Below are 15,538 nucleotides of genomic sequence, written 5' to 3'. Positions count from 1 at the left end.
GGGCGCGGGCGTAGCAATCACCACCTGGCCGAAGGGGCCGTGGGTGAAACCTTCCGCGTCCTGCAAGTGCCAATGCTCCTGACCGCGGTACACCTCAGTGATGCGGCAGGAGAACTGCACCTGCAACTCGCCAAGCAAGGCGCGGGTGATGGCGCTCATGCGCGGAGTGCCGACCCAGCGGGTCTGCTCATCCGGCGACGGGCTCAGTTGCCCATCCTTGAAATGATAAAGCTGAGGTGTCCATTCCGCCGCCCAGCCCTGGGCTTGCCAACGCTGGACTTCCATCACGAAGCGGCGATCGCGGGCGGTGAAATACTGTGCGCCCATGTCCAGTGCGCCGGCATCACTGCGCTTGCTGGACATGCGTCCGCCGCTGCCATGGCTTTTATCGAAGAGTTGAACGACATGCCCGGCCTCCGTCAGGGCCTGGGCGGCTGAAAGTCCGGCGATGCCGGTGCCGATGATTGCGATAGGTACAGTCATGAGGGCCTCGTTTACCTTTCTGTACAGACTACGCCGTCGTTTAAACCTGTACAATTAGGGTTTTTGGTATAAGTTTTACCGTTCGCGTTTTGACAGGGTGACCTATTGTTAAACACAGACCCTGCCTGATACGAAAAATCCCTGCTTATAAAAATAGACTAATGGGCTGGGTAAAACGCGATGCGAGGAACACTTCATGCACATATTGCTGACCGGCGGTACTGGTTTGATCGGACGTCAGCTCTGCCGCCACTGGTTGGCGCAGGGCCATCGCTTGACGGTGTGGAGTCGTCGCCCCGAAGACGTGGCGAAGATCTGCGGCGCGCAAGTGCGGGGTGTCGCCCGGCTCGAGGAGATTGCCGAGCCCGTGGATGCGGTGGTCAACCTCGCGGGGGCACCGATTGCGGATCGACCCTGGAGCCATAAACGCAAGAAGTTGTTGTGGAGCAGTCGCATCACCCTGACAGAAGCGTTGTTGGCTTGGCTGGAGCGTAGCGAACACAAACCCGGGGTATTGATTTCCGGTTCCGCGGTGGGGTGGTACGGCGACGGCGGCGAGCGTGAGCTGACCGAGGACTCGGGACCGGTGAGCGAGGACTTCGCCAGCCAGTTGTGCATCGCCTGGGAGGAAACCGCGCAGCGCGCCGAGGCCATGGGCATACGGGTGGTACTGGTTCGCACCGGTCTGGTCCTGTCGGCCGAGGGCGGCTTTTTGTCGCGGCTGCTGCTGCCGTTCAAACTGGGGTTGGGCGGGCGTATTGGCAATGGCCGGCAGTGGATGCCGTGGATTCACATTGCCGATCAAATCGCTCTGATTGATTTTCTTCTGCACCGCGATGAGGCCAGCGGTCCTTATAATGCCTGCGCGCCGAACCCGGTGCGCAACCGCGATTTTGCCAAGGCCCTGGGGCACGTGCTGCATCGGCCGGCCGTGGTGCCGATGCCGGAACTGGCGCTGAAGGTCGCATTGGGAGAATTGTCATTGCTGTTGCTGGGCGGCCAGCGCGCAACGCCGGCCCGATTGCAGGCGGCGGGTTTCACTTTCCGGTTCACTGATTTGCATGCGGCTCTCGACGATTTGTCGGACCGCCTTTGAAATAGGACGTTGCATGACCGATCACGCGTTGCTTCTGGTGAATCTGGGTTCGCCTGCTTCTACTTCGGTGGCCGATGTGCGCCGCTACCTCAATCAGTTTTTGATGGATCCCTACGTCATCGACCTGCCGTGGCCGGTGCGGCGCTTGCTGGTGTCGCTGATCCTGATCAAGCGCCCCGAGCAATCGGCCCATGCCTATGCGTCGATCTGGTGGGACGAGGGCTCGCCGCTGGTGGTGCTCAGCCGTCGCTTGCAACAAGCCATGACTGCGCAATGGACCCAGGGGCCGGTTGAGTTGGCGATGCGTTATGGCGAGCCGTCCATTGAGTCGACCCTGGTGCGCCTGGCAAGCCAGGGCCACAAGAAGATCACGCTGGCGCCGTTGTATCCGCAATTTGCCGACAGCACAGTCACCACGGTGATCGAAGAAACCAAGCGGGTGGTGCGCGAGAAGAAGCTCGATGTGCAGTTCTCGATTCTCCAGCCGTTCTACGATCAGCCGGAATACCTCGACGCCCTGGTTGCCAGCGCCAAGCCGTATCTGATGCAGGATTACGACCATCTGCTGTTGAGCTTCCATGGTTTGCCCGAGCGGCACCTGACCAAGCTCGACCCCACGGGTTTCCATTGCTTCAAGGACGCCGACTGCTGCAAAAATGCGCCGCCTGAGGTCATGGCTACGTGTTACCGCGCGCAATGCATTCGCACCGCCGACCTGTTCGCCCAGCGCATGGGGCTCAAGGATGGCCAATGGTCGGTGTCGTTCCAGTCGCGACTGGGGCGTGCCAAGTGGATCGAACCCTACACCGAAGCGCGCCTGGATGAACTGGCTAAAAGTGGCGTGAAGAAAGTGCTGGTGATGTGCCCGGCGTTCGTGGCCGACTGCATCGAAACCCTGGAAGAAATCGGTGATCGCGGGCGCGAGCAATTTCGTGAGGCGGGCGGGGAGGAGTTAGTGCTGGTGCCGTGTCTCAATGATGATGTGCAATGGGCGCAGGCGTTGAGCACCCTGTGCGAGCGGGCACCGATCGCTTTGTAAAATTCAAGGGCCCAATCGCGAGCAGGCTCGCTCCCACAATGGATCTCGAGTGTTCAAAGATCCGCTGATGTGGGAGCGAGCCTGCTCGCGATAGCTATCTGACTGGCAGCACAAAACTTCAAGCTTGAGTCAGATCAGCGGCTCATCCGCCTTCTTCTGCTTCCAGCCGTCATTGCCCGGCAGCATCAGGTTCAGGGCGATCGCCACCACCGCGCACAGCGCGATGCCTTTGAGGCCGAAGTCGTCCGGGCCGGTGCCGGTGCCTACCAGCACACCGCCGATACCAAACACCAGCGTCACCGAAACGATCACCAGGTTGCGCGCTTCGCTCAGGTCGATCTTGTGGCGGATCAGCGTGTTCATGCCCACCGCCGCGATCGAACCGAACAACAGGCACAGGATCCCGCCCATCACCGGCACTGGGATGCTTTGCAGCAGCGCGCCGAACTTGCCGATGAACGCCAGGCTGATGGCGAAGATCGCCGCCCAGGTCATGATTTTCGGATTGTAGTTTTTGGTCAGCATCACCGCGCCAGTGACTTCGGCGTAGGTGGTGTTGGGCGGGCCGCCGAACAGGCCGGCTGCCGTGGTGGCGATGCCATCGCCGAGCAGGGTGCGGTGCAGGCCGGGTTTTTTCAGGTAGTCGCGACCGGTCACGCTGCCCACGGCGATGACCCCACCGATGTGCTCGATGGCTGGCGCCAAAGCCACCGGCACGATGAACAGGATCGCTTGCCAGTTGAACTCCGGCGCGGTGAAGTTCGGCAGGGCGAACCACGGCGCGGCGGCGATTTTGGCGGTGTCCACCACCCCAAAATAAAACGCCATGGCAAAGCCCACCAGCACGCCGGAAATGATCGGCACCAGGCGGAAAATGCCTTTACCGAACACCGCGACGATCAGGGTGGTGAGCAGCGCCGGCATCGAGATCAGCATCGCCGTCTGGTAGGCAATCAGCTCGGTACCGTCGCCGGCCTTGCCCATGGCCATGTTGGCGGCAATCGGTGCCATGGCCAGGCCGATGGAAATGATCACCGGCCCAATCACCACCGGCGGCAGCAAGCGGTCGATAAATCCGGTGCCCTTGACCTTCACCGCCAGGCCCAGGAAGGTGTAGACGAAACCGGCCGCCATCACCCCGCCCATGGTCGCGGCCAGGCCGAACTGGCCCTTGGCGAGAATGATCGGGGTGATGAAGGCAAAGCTCGATGCCAGGAACACCGGCACCTGACGCCCGGTGACGATCTGGAACAGGATTGTTCCCAGGCCTGCGGTGAACAGCGCTACGTTCGGGTCCAGCCCGGTGATCAGCGGCATCAGTACCAGCGCGCCGAAGGCGACGAACAGCATCTGCGCGCCGGATAAGACCTGGCGCCAGAGCGGATCGTTGAACTCATCCTGCATGCTCAAGCGTCCTTCTGCTTGGTACCGAAGATCTTGTCGCCGGCATCGCCCAGGCCCGGGATGATGTAGCCATGTTCGTTGAGTTTCTGGTCGATGGAAGCGGTGTAGATGGTGACATCGGGGTGAGCGTCTTCCACGGCCTTGATGCCTTCGGGGGCCGCCACCAGCACCATGGCGCGGATGTCACGGCAACCGGCTTTTTTCAGCAGGTCGATGGTGGCGACCATGGAGCTGCCGGTGGCGAGCATCGGATCGATGATCATTGCCAGGCGCTCGTCGATTTCCGGCACCAGTTTTTCCAGGTAGGTGTGCGCCTGCAGGGTCTGCTCGTTGCGGGCCACACCCACGGCGCTGACTTTGGCGCCCGGGATCAGGCTCAGCACGCCTTCGAGCATGCCGATGCCGGCACGCAGGATCGGCACCACGGTGATTTTCTTGCCGGCGATTTTTTCCACCTGGACCGTGCCGGCCCAACCGTCGATTTCATAGGACTCCAGCGGCAGGTCCTTGGTGGCTTCGTAGGTGAGCAGTGCACCGACTTCCTGGGCAAGTTCGCGGAAGTTCTTCGTGCTAATGTCGGCGCGGCGCATCAGGCCGAGTTTATGTCTGATCAGCGGGTGGCGGATCTCGAGGATGGGCATGGGGAAAGCTCCGGCGGCGGGCAAAAAAACCGGCCTAGATTAATCTATCCGAGGGTGTTGTCCTATAGACAATACAGAACGTTAGTCCACAAACGCTTGATCTGGCCGGGCGGGATGCGTACCTTTGCCCGCTTTTCCGAACCCGTCCCTCCCCCAACCTCCCCTGGAGAGCGCCATGTCCGCTGATCTCGAGCATATCCGTCAAATCATGCGAGAGGCTGACTGCCTGTACACCGAAGCCGAAGTCGAAGCGGCCATCGCCCGTGTCGGCGCGCAAATCAACGACCAGTTGGCCGATTCCAACCCGGTGGTGTTCTGCGTCATGAACGGTGGGCTGATTTTCTCCGGCAAACTGCTGACCTACCTGAACTTCCCGCTGGAAGCGTCCTATCTGCACGCCACCCGTTACCGCAACGAAACCAGCGGTGGCGACCTGTTCTGGAAAGCCAAGCCGGAAGTTTCGTTCATCGACCGTGACGTGCTGATCATCGACGACATCCTCGACGAAGGTCACACCCTGGGCGCCATCATCGACTTCTGCAAACACGCCGGTGCCCGCGCCGTGCACACCGCCGTGCTGATCGACAAGGACCATGACCGCAAGGCTCGTCCGGACCTGAAAGCCGATTTCGTCGGCCTGCCGTGCATTGACCGCTACATCTTCGGCTACGGCATGGACTACAAAGGTTACTGGCGCAATGCCAACGGTATTTTCGCCGTCAAAGGAATGTAATCGATGAACCGGCCGGGCTTTCTGGATCAAGCGCTGTTCAACGAACTGGCCGAGAAAGCCACGGCCAGTCCTCGCGGGCGCCAACACCACAATTTTCATCAGATGGACGAGCCTTGCCATCGCATGGCGGTTGGCTTGCAGCCGTCCACTTACATCCCGCCGCATCGCCACCTGAGCGCCGACAAGGCTGAAACCTTGCTGGTGCTCAAGGGCCGGCTCGGTGTGTTGATCTTTGATGAAACCGGGACGGTGGTGGACAAGCGTATCCTGCAGGCCGGTGGCGATTGCCTCGGTGTCGACCTGCCGGCGGGCGTGTACCACGGTTTAGTGGCGCTGGAAGCCGACAGCCTGATGTTCGAGTGCAAGGCCGGGCCTTACCGCCCGGTGGGCGATGGCGAACTGGCCCCCTGGGCGCCCCGCGAAGGCGAGGCGGGGATGGCGCAGTACCAGGCCTGGATGCGCGCTCAGTTCGACTGAGCGGTGCTTCTGTGGCGAGGGAGCTTGCTCCCGCTGGGCTGCGCAGCAGCCCCAATTGCAGGTGGATGCTACGCACCCAAGCGGGAGCAAGCTCCCTCGCCACAAACAGCTGCGTGGTAACAGATCAATCAGGCCGGGCTCGAGTGTGCAGCGCTACCGGCGAGCCATTTTTCGCTTTTGGCCCGTGCCTGCTCCAGGGTCTGCACATACGCCAGTTGGCGCTGCTCGCGATGGATGCCGGCGCGGCGCAACTTCAGGCGTACCCGTGGCGCGGTTGCCACCAGAATCAGGCCGATGCCCTGCTTGCGGTAGTCCTTGAGGATGCTTTCAAAAGCCGCCAGCGCAGTCATGTCCAACATCGGCACGGCGCTCATTTCCACCACCATCACCCGAATCCCCGGATCGAATTTGCGCAGCACATCCAGGGCCTTTTCTGCCGCGCCGAAAAACAGCGGTCCGCGAATGGCGTAGCAGCGGACGTGCTCGGGCATCTCCAGCAGGGCCTGATGGAAATGGCGCGGCAGTTCGGCGGTGTCCGTCAGCTCGCTCATGCGTTTGATGAACAGCCCGGCGGCCAGCAGCAGGCCGACGGCGACGGCCAGGACCATGTCGAACAGTACGGTCAGGCTCAGGCAGGTCAGTAGCACCAGCACGTCACTGCGTGGGGCGATACGCAAGGTGTGCAGCACGTGTCCGGCTTCGCTCATGTTCCAGGCCACCATCACCAGCAATGCCGCCAGCGCTGCCATGGGCAGATAGCTGAACAACGGCGCCAGCAGCACAATCGCCCCCAATACCACGAGGCTGTGAATGATCGCGGCCAATGGCGAAAACGCGCCGCTGCGCACATTGGTGGCGCTGCGGGCAATCGCCGCCGTGGCAGTGATGCCGCCGAACAGTGGCGCCACCAGATTGCCCAGGCCCTGGCCGATCAGTTCGGCGTTGGGGTCGTGTTTACTGCCGGTCATGCCGTCGGCCACCACCGCGCACAACAGCGACTCAATGGCACCGAGCATGGCGATGGCAAAGGCAGGCCCGAGCAATTGGCGGATCAGATCGTAGGACAGTTCCAAGGAGCGGCCCTGATTGTCCGGGAGATTCCAAGGCCAGTCGAAACTCGGCAAAAATGGCGGGATGCCGGGGTAACTGATGCCGTCGACCACGTAGCTGAAACGTTCGCCCAATGTCGCGATTTGCCAGCCGCCGCTTTCCAGCGCCAGCCCCAACAGCGCACCCACCAACAGGGCGACCAGATGTCCCGGAACACGCGGCACCCAGCGCGGCCAGACAATCAATACCGCCAGGCAGATGAGGCCGATAAGGCCGTCGCCGAGCCGGGCGCTGGGCAGCGCCGTGATCAAGGCGCCCAATTGCTCGATGTAATGCTCGGCGTTGCCGACAGTGGTCAGGCCCAACAGGTCTTTGAGTTGCAGGGTGGCAATGACCACGCCGATCCCAGCGGTAAAACCGAGAACGACCGGATAAGGAATGTACTGGATCAGCCGCCCGGCCCGCATCAGGCCCAGCGCTATCAGGATCATGCCCGCCAGCATCGTGCACAGCAGCAGGCCGCCCAGGCCGTATTGCTGGGTAATGGGCAGCAGGATCACCACGAACGCCGCTGTCGGCCCGCTCACGTTGAAGCGCGAGCCGCCGGTGAGGGCGATCAGGGGGGCGGCCACTAGCACCGTGTACAAGCCATGCTGCGGCGGCACGCCGACGGCGATTGCCAGGGCCATGGCCAAGGGGATGGCAATGATGCCGACGGTCAGCCCGGCCACCAGATCGCCGCGCAGGCGCTCAAGGGTGTAACCGGCGCGCCAGGTTTGGCGCCAAGCGGCGAATATCGGTGGGGCGGAGAAGGACATGGGCACTCCACGAAATGAGCGGGGCAAATACCAAATACCCGGCAAACACCTAACCAGTGGCGAGGGGATTTATCCCCGTTGGGCTGCATAGCAGCCCCCGTCGGGTTGGGTGATCTGTCTGATTCACCGAGTATCCGGTTTAGGTCTGCTTCGCAGCCCAGCGGGGATAAATCCCCTCGCCACAAGGGGCATCATGTGATGCGAGGGCTGATGGCTCCTTGAGTATGCCGTGCTCGTGGCGCGGATGTATTGACCTGGATCGTTATTTTTACCGCCTGGGCTCATGCTAGAGTGCCGGGCCAAGATCCTGGAGCCTGTCATGAGTGTACTGACCCGCCGCTGCGCCGCTCTGCTGCTGATGTCCAGCCTGTCGTGGGCGGCCGTTGGCGCACCGATGCACAGTCAATTTCTGCCCCCCGACGATCTGGCGGTACGTCAGGAGCAACCCGAACACCAGCAATTGCTCCAGGTCACCGAGTATTCGGTGGTGCTGGGCAATCAGCGTCAGTCCAACCAGCAACCGATACCGGTTACATCGCCGTTGCTGGTGCGCCTCAAAGGTAAACCCCTGAACAAAGGCGCCACCCTCAACCAGGTGATCTTGAACTTCGATGGCGAAAGCAAAAGCCTGAAAAAACCTGCCTTCGACGAGGCGAGCAAGACTCTGACCCTGTCTTATCCACAGGCCCAGTATCAAGTGGTGATCGATCTGCTGCGCAGCGACACGGTGTACGTGCAGTTCCTCAGCTACGCCAACGGCCATATCTGGGCCGACCTGCACACCGGTGCTGTACGCCCGCGTTGAGCCCCGAGGCCTGCCGGGGGTAAACTGCCCGCCCCCGTGAACTGTGCGAGCTGGAGCCCGGCAATGCGTAAAGACAAGAAACAAGTGATTGGTGACGAGATTGGCGATGAGCAGATCAAGCTGTTCCTCAATTTCGATCCGGTCGATGCCACTTCGCCGTCGCTGCACAAACTGATCAAGGCCTACCGTGGCCTGCGGGTCGACGACTTCGAGCGCTTTCTGACGTTTTTCGTCGAGGCCGGCTACGACCTCAATGGCAAGGATGAGCATGGCAACGATTTCGTGGCGCTGATCCAGGACCAGCGTAATGCCGAGGAGTACATCGAGTTGATCAACAAGGCTCGTGGCTGATTACTAAGCGGCCTGCCTCGCAGGCCAGCGGGAGCAAGCCCTCTCGCCACGACAGCTTCTCCCATAAAAAAACGCCCCGTTCTCAGAAAGAACGGGGCGTTTTTTTATCCGGCAGAATCAAGCGAAGCTGGGTGTCTCGCTGCTTTCTTCAACCAGTTCCAGGGCGACGTTGTTCTGCGCATTGACCTTGCGATACAGCGCCGCGTCGGTTTCCAGCACTTTTTCCCGCGCCGGGAAGATCTCAGCGAGTTTGCTCGCCCATTCTCCCTTGGCTTTGTCCGGGAAGCAGCGCTCGATCAGGTCCAGCATGATCGAGACGGTCACCGAAGCACCGGGCGAGGCGCCGAGCAAGGCGGCGAGGGTGCCGTCCTTGGCCGCCACCAGTTCGGTGCCGAACTGCAGGACACCGCCTTTCTTCGGGTCTTTCTTGATGATCTGAACCCGTTGGCCGGCCACTTCCAGGCGCCAGTCCTCGGCTTTCGCCTCGGGATAGAAGCGACGCAGGGATTCCAGGCGCTGCTCCATGGACTGCATCACTTCGCTGATCAGGTACTTGGTCAGGTCCATGTTGTCCCGGGCCACGGCCAGCATCGGGCCGATGTTGCCGGCACGTACCGACAGCGGCAGATCCATGAGCGAACCATGCTTGAGGAACTTGGTGGTGAAACCGGCGTATGGCCCGAACAGCAGGGATTTCTTGCCATCGACCACGCGGGTGTCCAGGTGCGGCACGGACATCGGTGGCGAGCCCACGGCGGCCTGGCTGTAGACCTTGGCCTGGTGATGCTTGACCACTTCCGGGTTGTCGCAACGCAGCCACTGGCCGCTGACCGGGAAGCCACCGAAGCCTTTGCTTTCTTCGATGCCCGACGCTTGCAGCAGCGGCAATGCCGCACCACCGGCGCCCAGGAAGACAAACTTGGCATCGACGTCACGGCTGCTGCCGGAATTGACGTCCTTGATGCTGACGGTCCAGCCCGCGCCGTTGCGCTTGAGGCCGGTGACGCGCTTGCAATACTTGACCTGGGTGTCCGGGGCGCTGGTCAGGTGCTTGAGCAACTGGTTGGTCAGGGCGCCGAAGTTGACGTCGGTGCCGTTCATGACGCGGGTGGCGGCGATGACTTCGTCAGCTGGCCGGCCCGGCATCATCAGCGGCATCCACTCGGCCATCACGGCCTTGTCCTCGGTGTATTCCATGTCAGCGAAGGCGTGATGCTGGCGCATCAGTTCAAAGCGCTTTTTCAGGAACGACACGCCTTTTTCACCCTGCACGAAGCTCAGGTGCGGGACGGGGGCAATGAAGGATTTGGATGAGCCGAACGTGCCTTTTTTGGTCAGGTACGTCCAGAACTGCTTCGACACCTCGAACTGGGTGTTGATGTGCACGGCTTTCTTGATGTCGACACTGCCATCGGCCGCCTGGGGCGTGTAGTTCAGCTCACACAGCCCGGCGTGGCCGGTGCCGGCGTTGTTCCACGGGTTGGAACTCTCCGCGGCACCGGAATCCATCAACTCGACGACTTCCAGCGAGATCGCGGGGTCGAGTTCCTTGAGCAGCACGGCCAGGGTGGCACTCATGATGCCGGCCCCTACCAGAACTACATCGACTGCTTCGTTATGCGCCATTTAACGCGTCTCCAAAATCTGCAGCACCAAATTGTCGGCATGGCGGCCAGGAGTGGCGGGGCAGGTCAGTTGCGCCCCAGGTATCCATGGCCAGGATCGCCATGTCCGAATCTTCGCAATTTTTCGCAACTACTGCGGATGCATGCAGCCTGGCCTCAGAGTCCCATGAACTCATTTAAGCGCCGGGCAGGCAATTCGACTTATGGCCGAGACATCCGTTCGTGCAACCAAATCCGTAGCGGACAGGCTTCAGGCGCCGGTTCTTGAACGATAGGCGGTCCTGTGTCGTTGGGCTGTTTCAGACGCTAATGGTGCTTGTTCAGACGCAAAACTATTCATTTGCTCGCCACACTCTCGTGAAGTTGTGAAAACCCGTTTTTTCACGCTCTTTTGAAGACGTGAACCTCAAAAAAGGGCTGTCCCAGCCTGGCACCGCGCCCGGTTTGGTTTGCCCCCATGTAATACATGACAGGCAAAACGGGCAGACAGCTCAGTGACCGAGCGTAATGACAGCTCTGCAGATTCGCGAAAAGTGGTGATTTGCTTGAAAAACAGCAAGCGCGCCAGCTTCACTCGATCTGTGTGGGCGGCTCTCTGTGGGCGGTGCGGGGTGCCAATACAAGCGCATTAGCGGTGTTGCGAGGCCCGATCAGGAGACGTCCTTATAATCGGGGGCAGATTGTATCGAAGAAACGCAGGGAAATGGTCGTGTTTAATGACTTTTATTAGCCATCCGGTCAGACGGCCAACAGTTGACGGTTGCGTGGGCGAGCGCCAAGGGTTTGCACGCGGGCGCTGGCGGGCAATGGCTGGTGCAGCCAGTTCAAGCGAATCTCTTCGATTTCCACCCAACCTTCACCCATGGGCTGCAGGTTGCATTGCTTGAATGCCTGGCAACGGCCGTTGCGGTCCAGCAGGGCGAAGCAGCGGTGCTGTGGGCGCGGGGTGAACAGGGAAATGAGAAAACGCATGGTCGGACACCGTGTCGGGGAGCTTGTGCCAAGGCTGACAGGAGGCCATGACATGCCGGTGTAAGGATCATGACAATGGCATGACACGAACCGGTTTTCCCATGGAGTGTCAGACATTTGAGTATTCATCGTGCAGCGCTAGTTCACCGCCATGGCGCACCGCTATACTGCGGGCCTGTTTGTGCCCGATTCTGGAGAGAAGAGCATGTTGCAACGCCTGTTGTTCGGTTTGATCGCTGTGACCAGTCTGGCCCTCGTCGGCTGCGCCCACAGCCCGCAACAACTTAACCCGGAGCCCAAGCTCAACGCCCAGCTGGCGCCCGTGGGCCGCGGCCAGCCGGTGGTGGTACGGGTGGTGGACGGTCGTCCGTCGCCGACCCTCGGCACCCGCGGCGGGCTGTACCCGGAAACCAGTGTGATCACGGTGCAGGGCGCGCAGATTTTGCCCAAGCTGCAGGCCCAGGCCGAAGCGGCGGTACGTTTGCTGGGCTTCACCCCTACCGCCAACGCGATGAATGCACCGCAACTGACCGTCACCCTGGCCGAGTTGAAGTACCAGTCGCCCAAGGAAGGTATGTATGTGACCGAAGCCACCATCGGCGCGACCTTCCGCTCCGAGGTGCAGAACGCCAATCGTCGTTACAGCGGTCGTTACGGCGCCTCGCTGGACCAGCGCTTCGGCATGGCGCCTAACCAGGACACCAACACCAAGCTGGTCAGCGACGTGTTGAGCGACGCCCTGACACGCCTGTTCAAGGACCCGACCATTGGTCAGGTGCTGGCTGAGTAAGTAGGACGTTCCGTAACCCCTGTGGGAGCGAGCCTGCTCGCGATGGCGGATCAGTCAACATTGAGGTGACTGACACTCCGCTATCGCGAGCAGGCTCGCTCCCACAGTTTTTTTGCAAGCAAGAAACCTTCATGCAGCCTGGGAATACAGCTCCAGCACGCTGATCCCAGTCAGCAGATCGGTCTCCGGAAGGTCGGCGTGTTGATGGCCGCCAAGGGCGCAATACACCAGCCAATGCCGATCCTGTACGTTGAAGGACAGGCTGCCGACGAGGTTCTGTTGTTCGTCGCTCGGGCTGATGAGATAGAGACGATCCTGGTTTTCGGCGTGGAGCATGGTGGGTTCCGGGCAGGTTTGAAGGGCGACAGGGTGGCCTATTCAGATGACGAAACCGTGACGCCTGGAATTAGCCGGATTGAACCTGTGGCGAGGGGATTTATCCCCGCTGGGTCGCGAAGCGGCCCCTGGGACGTCTGCCTTGCTTAAGCGTTTGCGAGCGCTGCGCACTCGAGCGGGGATAAATCCCCTCGCCACAAAGTCTGCGCGCCATCGCCCCAACTGATCGTTATTGGTCGGAAAAAGTGCAGTAGGCGAGGGCGCTTTCGGTAGAATTCACGCCGTTCGTAGGTCCCGGGCGCGTCCTGTCCGTTTATTGCTTGAGGTTTGTGATGTCGCTGCATTTGTTTTCGTTGTTCGCTGCTCACCCCGCCAAACTGATCAACCTGCTCGCATTGTTGTTTGCCTGCCCGGGCGGTTGGGTGCTGCATGCCACGCGCCGCCGTGAACAACGGGCGCGGGCCTGCCTTGAGGCGCGCAAGAGCGACGGCGACGAGCGATTCGAAGCCTTGCTGGACCTGGCGACCCAGCGCATGAACCGGTTTTTCTACCGTTTCGGCTTTGCCTGCCTGGGCCTGGCACTGCTGGTGTCGTGGGTCAGCACCCAGTTCTGATGGATAAAAAAAGATCGCAGCCTTCGCCAGCGCCTACAAGATGAACAATCGATTCATGTAGGCGCTGGCGAAGGCTGCGATCTTTTTGACAGGCGTCGCTTAAAGCGCCAATCCCGCCTTGACCCGATACTGATTACGCACCGGTGTCGCGTATTGCAGCACCAGGAATGGGCGGTGCTCCGGCGGGCAAGCGTCCAGCCGGCGCTGCCATTCTTCCTGGGCCTTGGCCAGTTCATCGGCGCCGAATACCTGGGCCGCTGTCGGAACCTGCAACTGCGGGTCGGCGTCGGCCCATTGGGCGTAAGCCAGGTAATGCACCGGGAACAGGCGGTAGCCGCCGAGAATCTGCCGGTCCATTTCCTGGGCCAGTTGCTTGGTGTCCTCGAACAGCTCGGTGATCGGCGCGGCGAAGTTCACGTGGACCCGCCCCTTGTAGCCGGTAATGCCCTTGGCGATGCTCACGTCGTCTTCGCCCGGTGCCTTGGTGTAGGTGCCGGTGTTGGCGCGGATGTACAGCTCGCGGGCCTTGGCCTGGTCGCACGGGTCGTATTCGTAGCTGATGGACACCGGCGTGAGGTTCAGCGACTGGATGACCTCGCCGAAGGGTTCGTCCTTGCGGCTCATGTGGAACATCTTGAGGATCGCCGATTCGGTGCGGTCGTCACCGTCCTTGGCCCGGCCCTCGGCCTGGGCAATCCAGATCGAGGCGCAGTCGTTGCGGATCGAGTGATTGATATAGGCCGAGAGCAACTGGTACGCGGCCATTTTTTCCCGCCGTCCGGTGATGGAGCGGTGCACGATGAAGCTTTTGTTCAGGCGCATCAGATCGCTGACAAAGGGCTTCTGCAGCAGGTTGTCGCCGATGGCGATGCGTGGCGTCGGCAAGCCGGCATGGTACACGGCGTAGTTGACGAAGGCCGGGTCCATCACGATGTCGCGGTGGTTGGCGATGAACAGGTACGCGCTACCGGATTTGAATTGCTCCACCCCGGTGTAGGTCACGCCATCGGTGGCACGCTCGATCGTGTGGTCGACATAGAATTCCACTTTGTCCTGCAAAGTGGCGACCGATGTCACGCCGGCGAACTCACGACGCAACCTTTGCGCTATAAGAGGCTTGAGCATCCAGCCGAAAGCCCCGGCCAGGCGTGGGAAGCGGAAGTGGGTGAGGATATCTAGAAACGCCTTGTCGCCGAGCAGCCGTGCCAGCACCGCTGGGACTTCGCTGTCGTCGTAAGGTCGGATGGCATCGAATTCGCCCATCATGCTCTCTTGTAGGAAACGGCTAGGGTAAGTAAAGGTTCGATCGAAAAACCGACAGGGCACGGCCTGGAAGATCCGCCAGACAAAAATAGCCCTGCAAATAGACCGGCGATTATACGCACAAGTCACCTGGGAGACCGCGATGCTGGAAACCGCTCCGTATGAATGTCCGTATTGTGGTGAGGAAGTGGAAACGCTGGTGGACCTGTCCGGCGGTGATCAGACCTATATCGAGGACTGTCAGGTCTGTTGCCGACCGATAACATTTGTCCTGCAGGTCCATGATGAAGAGTGGCATCTGGAAGTCTTCAGTGAAAACGAATGATGGGGGACGTCCATGCAGCGAATCTACGAGCTGGAAAACCTGATGGAAGGCGAACTGCTCCAGGGCATGCTCGCCAGCGAAGGCATCACCGCCCACCTGGTGGGCCGTGACCTGGTGGGCGGCGCCGGCGAGTTGCCGATGTATGGCCTGCTGGGACTGGCGGTGGAGGACGACCAGGCGCAATACGCCCGGGAGCTGATCGCCGCCTACAATGCCGCGCTGCCATTGCCCGGCGATGAGCCGGACAGTTACCCCGGCACATTGGTCTGTTAGGCTGGCGACCGTTTGATCAAGAGTCGTGTTGCCCCATGTGTGGACGTTATGCCCTGTTTCGCTGGAACCCCGCCTTTGCGGCCTTGCCCGGCTTCCCCGCCGACCAGAAGGCCCAGTGGAATATTTCGCCCAACGATTCGGTGCTGATGCTGCGCGCCGGCGCTGAGGGGCAGCGCGAACTGGCCCGGGCCCGCTGGGGCCTCACGCCGCCCTGGCTGACCGACCTGTCCCGTACCCCGGCCCACGCCCGGGCCGAAACCGTGGCCGAGCAGCCGATGTTTCGTGAGGCCCTGCGCCTGCGCCGTTGCCTGCTGCCGGCCAACGGCTTCTATGAATGGCGCGGTGGCACGCGCAAACGCCCTTACTGGTTGACGCCGGGTGAGGGCTCTTCGTTGTTTTTCGCCGCGATCTGGGAAGCCTATCCCGTGCAGGAACAGGTGTGG

Annotated in this window: 19 protein-coding genes; 11 read left to right on the top strand and 8 right to left on the bottom strand. The window is 61.1% G+C overall.

Annotated features, from left to right (window positions below):
• The coding region (locus tag GSM73_RS27575; RefSeq protein WP_256676976.1) for an NAD(P)/FAD-dependent oxidoreductase at positions 1–483 on the bottom strand (483 nt) is incomplete at its 3' end.
• A 196-nt stretch (positions 484–679) separates the two neighbouring features.
• Here GSM73_RS27575 and GSM73_RS19010 point away from each other — a divergent pair.
• Together GSM73_RS19010 and hemH are read left to right on the top strand one after the other, a co-directional pair.
• On the top strand, positions 680–1,579 hold the full coding sequence (locus tag GSM73_RS19010) for a TIGR01777 family oxidoreductase (protein ID WP_047229409.1): 900 nt from the start codon (positions 680–682) through the stop codon (positions 1,577–1,579).
• A 13-nt stretch (positions 1,580–1,592) separates the two neighbouring features.
• Positions 1,593–2,618 carry a ferrochelatase gene (gene hemH / locus GSM73_RS19005; RefSeq protein WP_160893520.1) on the top strand — a complete coding sequence of 342 codons (1,026 nt, stop codon included), beginning with the start codon at positions 1,593–1,595 and terminating at the stop codon, positions 2,616–2,618.
• A gap of 129 nt (positions 2,619–2,747) precedes the next feature.
• On the opposite strand, the gene GSM73_RS19000 is transcribed toward hemH, so the two are convergent.
• A complete protein-coding gene (locus GSM73_RS19000) occupies positions 2,748–4,022 on the bottom strand; it encodes a uracil-xanthine permease family protein (protein WP_160893518.1) in 1,275 nt (424 codons plus the stop codon).
• Between the two features lie 2 nt (positions 4,023–4,024).
• Complete coding sequence (upp, locus tag GSM73_RS18995; protein ID WP_030138594.1) at positions 4,025–4,663, bottom strand: uracil phosphoribosyltransferase; 639 nt, start codon at positions 4,661–4,663, stop codon at positions 4,025–4,027.
• A 175-nt stretch (positions 4,664–4,838) separates the two neighbouring features.
• Here upp and GSM73_RS18990 point away from each other — a divergent pair, with 175 nt between their 5' ends.
• Positions 4,839–5,396 (top strand): hypoxanthine-guanine phosphoribosyltransferase, encoded by a 558-nt coding sequence (locus tag GSM73_RS18990; RefSeq protein ID WP_047229412.1) that lies wholly within the window; start codon positions 4,839–4,841, stop codon positions 5,394–5,396.
• Positions 5,397–5,399: 3 nt separating this feature from the next.
• A complete protein-coding gene (locus GSM73_RS18985; protein ID WP_160893516.1) occupies positions 5,400–5,873 on the top strand; it encodes a WbuC family cupin fold metalloprotein in 474 nt (157 codons plus the stop codon).
• A 128-nt stretch (positions 5,874–6,001) separates the two neighbouring features.
• On the opposite strand, the gene dauA is transcribed toward GSM73_RS18985, so the two are convergent.
• Complete coding sequence (gene dauA / locus GSM73_RS18980) at positions 6,002–7,741, bottom strand: C4-dicarboxylic acid transporter DauA (protein ID WP_047229414.1); 1,740 nt, start codon at positions 7,739–7,741, stop codon at positions 6,002–6,004.
• Between the two features lie 319 nt (positions 7,742–8,060).
• Here dauA and GSM73_RS18975 point away from each other — a divergent pair, with 319 nt between their 5' ends.
• Together GSM73_RS18975 and GSM73_RS18970 are read left to right on the top strand one after the other, a co-directional pair.
• Complete coding sequence (locus GSM73_RS18975) at positions 8,061–8,546, top strand: hypothetical protein (protein ID WP_047229415.1); 486 nt, start codon at positions 8,061–8,063, stop codon at positions 8,544–8,546.
• Between the two features lie 63 nt (positions 8,547–8,609).
• Entirely contained in the window at positions 8,610–8,897 is a 288-nt protein-coding gene (locus GSM73_RS18970; RefSeq protein WP_047229416.1) for a PA4642 family protein, read from the top strand.
• 117 nt (positions 8,898–9,014) lie between these two features.
• Here the strand turns inward: GSM73_RS18970 and mqo are convergent, their stop codons facing one another.
• Together mqo and GSM73_RS18960 are read right to left on the bottom strand one after the other, a co-directional pair.
• Complete coding sequence (mqo, locus tag GSM73_RS18965; protein ID WP_047229417.1) at positions 9,015–10,523, bottom strand: malate dehydrogenase (quinone); 1,509 nt, start codon at positions 10,521–10,523, stop codon at positions 9,015–9,017.
• Between the two features lie 737 nt (positions 10,524–11,260).
• Positions 11,261–11,494 carry a hypothetical protein gene (locus GSM73_RS18960; protein WP_047229418.1) on the bottom strand — a complete coding sequence of 78 codons (234 nt, stop codon included), beginning with the start codon at positions 11,492–11,494 and terminating at the stop codon, positions 11,261–11,263.
• A 205-nt stretch (positions 11,495–11,699) separates the two neighbouring features.
• Here GSM73_RS18960 and GSM73_RS18955 point away from each other — a divergent pair, with 205 nt between their 5' ends.
• Positions 11,700–12,284 (top strand): YajG family lipoprotein, encoded by a 585-nt coding sequence (locus GSM73_RS18955; protein WP_047229419.1) that lies wholly within the window; start codon positions 11,700–11,702, stop codon positions 12,282–12,284.
• Between the two features lie 129 nt (positions 12,285–12,413).
• On the opposite strand, the gene GSM73_RS18950 is transcribed toward GSM73_RS18955, so the two are convergent.
• Complete coding sequence (locus GSM73_RS18950; RefSeq protein ID WP_047229420.1) at positions 12,414–12,620, bottom strand: hypothetical protein; 207 nt, start codon at positions 12,618–12,620, stop codon at positions 12,414–12,416.
• A 332-nt stretch (positions 12,621–12,952) separates the two neighbouring features.
• Between GSM73_RS18950 and GSM73_RS18945 the strand changes: the two genes are divergently transcribed.
• On the top strand, positions 12,953–13,234 hold the full coding sequence (locus GSM73_RS18945; protein ID WP_047229421.1) for a hypothetical protein: 282 nt from the start codon (positions 12,953–12,955) through the stop codon (positions 13,232–13,234).
• Positions 13,235–13,333: 99 nt separating this feature from the next.
• On the opposite strand, the gene GSM73_RS18940 is transcribed toward GSM73_RS18945, so the two are convergent.
• Positions 13,334–14,500, bottom strand: coding sequence for a 1-acyl-sn-glycerol-3-phosphate acyltransferase (locus GSM73_RS18940; protein WP_160893514.1), 1,167 nt, complete (start codon positions 14,498–14,500; stop codon positions 13,334–13,336).
• Between the two features lie 139 nt (positions 14,501–14,639).
• On the opposite strand from GSM73_RS18940, the gene GSM73_RS18935 reads away from it, so the two are divergent.
• From GSM73_RS18935 to GSM73_RS18925, 3 genes are all read left to right on the top strand, one after another.
• On the top strand, positions 14,640–14,822 hold the full coding sequence (locus GSM73_RS18935; protein ID WP_047229423.1) for a CPXCG motif-containing cysteine-rich protein: 183 nt from the start codon (positions 14,640–14,642) through the stop codon (positions 14,820–14,822).
• Positions 14,823–14,834: 12 nt separating this feature from the next.
• Positions 14,835–15,095 carry a putative signal transducing protein gene (locus GSM73_RS18930; RefSeq protein WP_014340166.1) on the top strand — a complete coding sequence of 87 codons (261 nt, stop codon included), beginning with the start codon at positions 14,835–14,837 and terminating at the stop codon, positions 15,093–15,095.
• Positions 15,096–15,130: 35 nt separating this feature from the next.
• On the top strand, positions 15,131–15,538 hold a 408-nt coding region (locus tag GSM73_RS18925), incomplete at its 3' end, for an SOS response-associated peptidase (RefSeq protein ID WP_256676975.1).

It is taken from the genome of Pseudomonas sp. PICF6, from assembly GCF_009831705.1.
Lineage (GTDB): Bacteria > Pseudomonadota > Gammaproteobacteria > Pseudomonadales > Pseudomonadaceae > Aquipseudomonas > Aquipseudomonas rhizophila.
The sequence above is the reverse complement of the archived record's forward strand: the minus strand, read 5'-3'. Positions and strand labels throughout refer to the sequence as shown.

Coding starts and splice junctions, on each gene's coding strand:
- GSM73_RS18940 (WP_160893514.1), bottom strand. CDS start 14,500: ATGATGGGCGAATTCGATGCCATCCGACCTTACGACGACAGCGAAGTC.
- GSM73_RS19010 (WP_047229409.1), top strand. CDS start 680: ATGCACATATTGCTGACCGGCGGTACTGGTTTGATCGGACGTCAGCTC.
- dauA (WP_047229414.1), bottom strand. CDS start 7,741: ATGTCCTTCTCCGCCCCACCGATATTCGCCGCTTGGCGCCAAACCTGG.
- GSM73_RS18990 (WP_047229412.1), top strand. CDS start 4,839: ATGTCCGCTGATCTCGAGCATATCCGTCAAATCATGCGAGAGGCTGAC.
- hemH (WP_160893520.1), top strand. CDS start 1,593: ATGACCGATCACGCGTTGCTTCTGGTGAATCTGGGTTCGCCTGCTTCT.
- GSM73_RS18970 (WP_047229416.1), top strand. CDS start 8,610: ATGCGTAAAGACAAGAAACAAGTGATTGGTGACGAGATTGGCGATGAG.
- mqo (WP_047229417.1), bottom strand. CDS start 10,523: ATGGCGCATAACGAAGCAGTCGATGTAGTTCTGGTAGGGGCCGGCATC.
- GSM73_RS18935 (WP_047229423.1), top strand. CDS start 14,640: ATGCTGGAAACCGCTCCGTATGAATGTCCGTATTGTGGTGAGGAAGTG.
- GSM73_RS18975 (WP_047229415.1), top strand. CDS start 8,061: ATGAGTGTACTGACCCGCCGCTGCGCCGCTCTGCTGCTGATGTCCAGC.
- GSM73_RS18960 (WP_047229418.1), bottom strand. CDS start 11,494: ATGCGTTTTCTCATTTCCCTGTTCACCCCGCGCCCACAGCACCGCTGC.
- GSM73_RS18945 (WP_047229421.1), top strand. CDS start 12,953: ATGTCGCTGCATTTGTTTTCGTTGTTCGCTGCTCACCCCGCCAAACTG.
- GSM73_RS18950 (WP_047229420.1), bottom strand. CDS start 12,620: ATGCTCCACGCCGAAAACCAGGATCGTCTCTATCTCATCAGCCCGAGC.
- upp (WP_030138594.1), bottom strand. CDS start 4,663: ATGCCCATCCTCGAGATCCGCCACCCGCTGATCAGACATAAACTCGGC.
- GSM73_RS18955 (WP_047229419.1), top strand. CDS start 11,700: ATGTTGCAACGCCTGTTGTTCGGTTTGATCGCTGTGACCAGTCTGGCC.
- GSM73_RS19000 (WP_160893518.1), bottom strand. CDS start 4,022: ATGCAGGATGAGTTCAACGATCCGCTCTGGCGCCAGGTCTTATCCGGC.
- GSM73_RS18930 (WP_014340166.1), top strand. CDS start 14,835: ATGCAGCGAATCTACGAGCTGGAAAACCTGATGGAAGGCGAACTGCTC.
- GSM73_RS18985 (WP_160893516.1), top strand. CDS start 5,400: ATGAACCGGCCGGGCTTTCTGGATCAAGCGCTGTTCAACGAACTGGCC.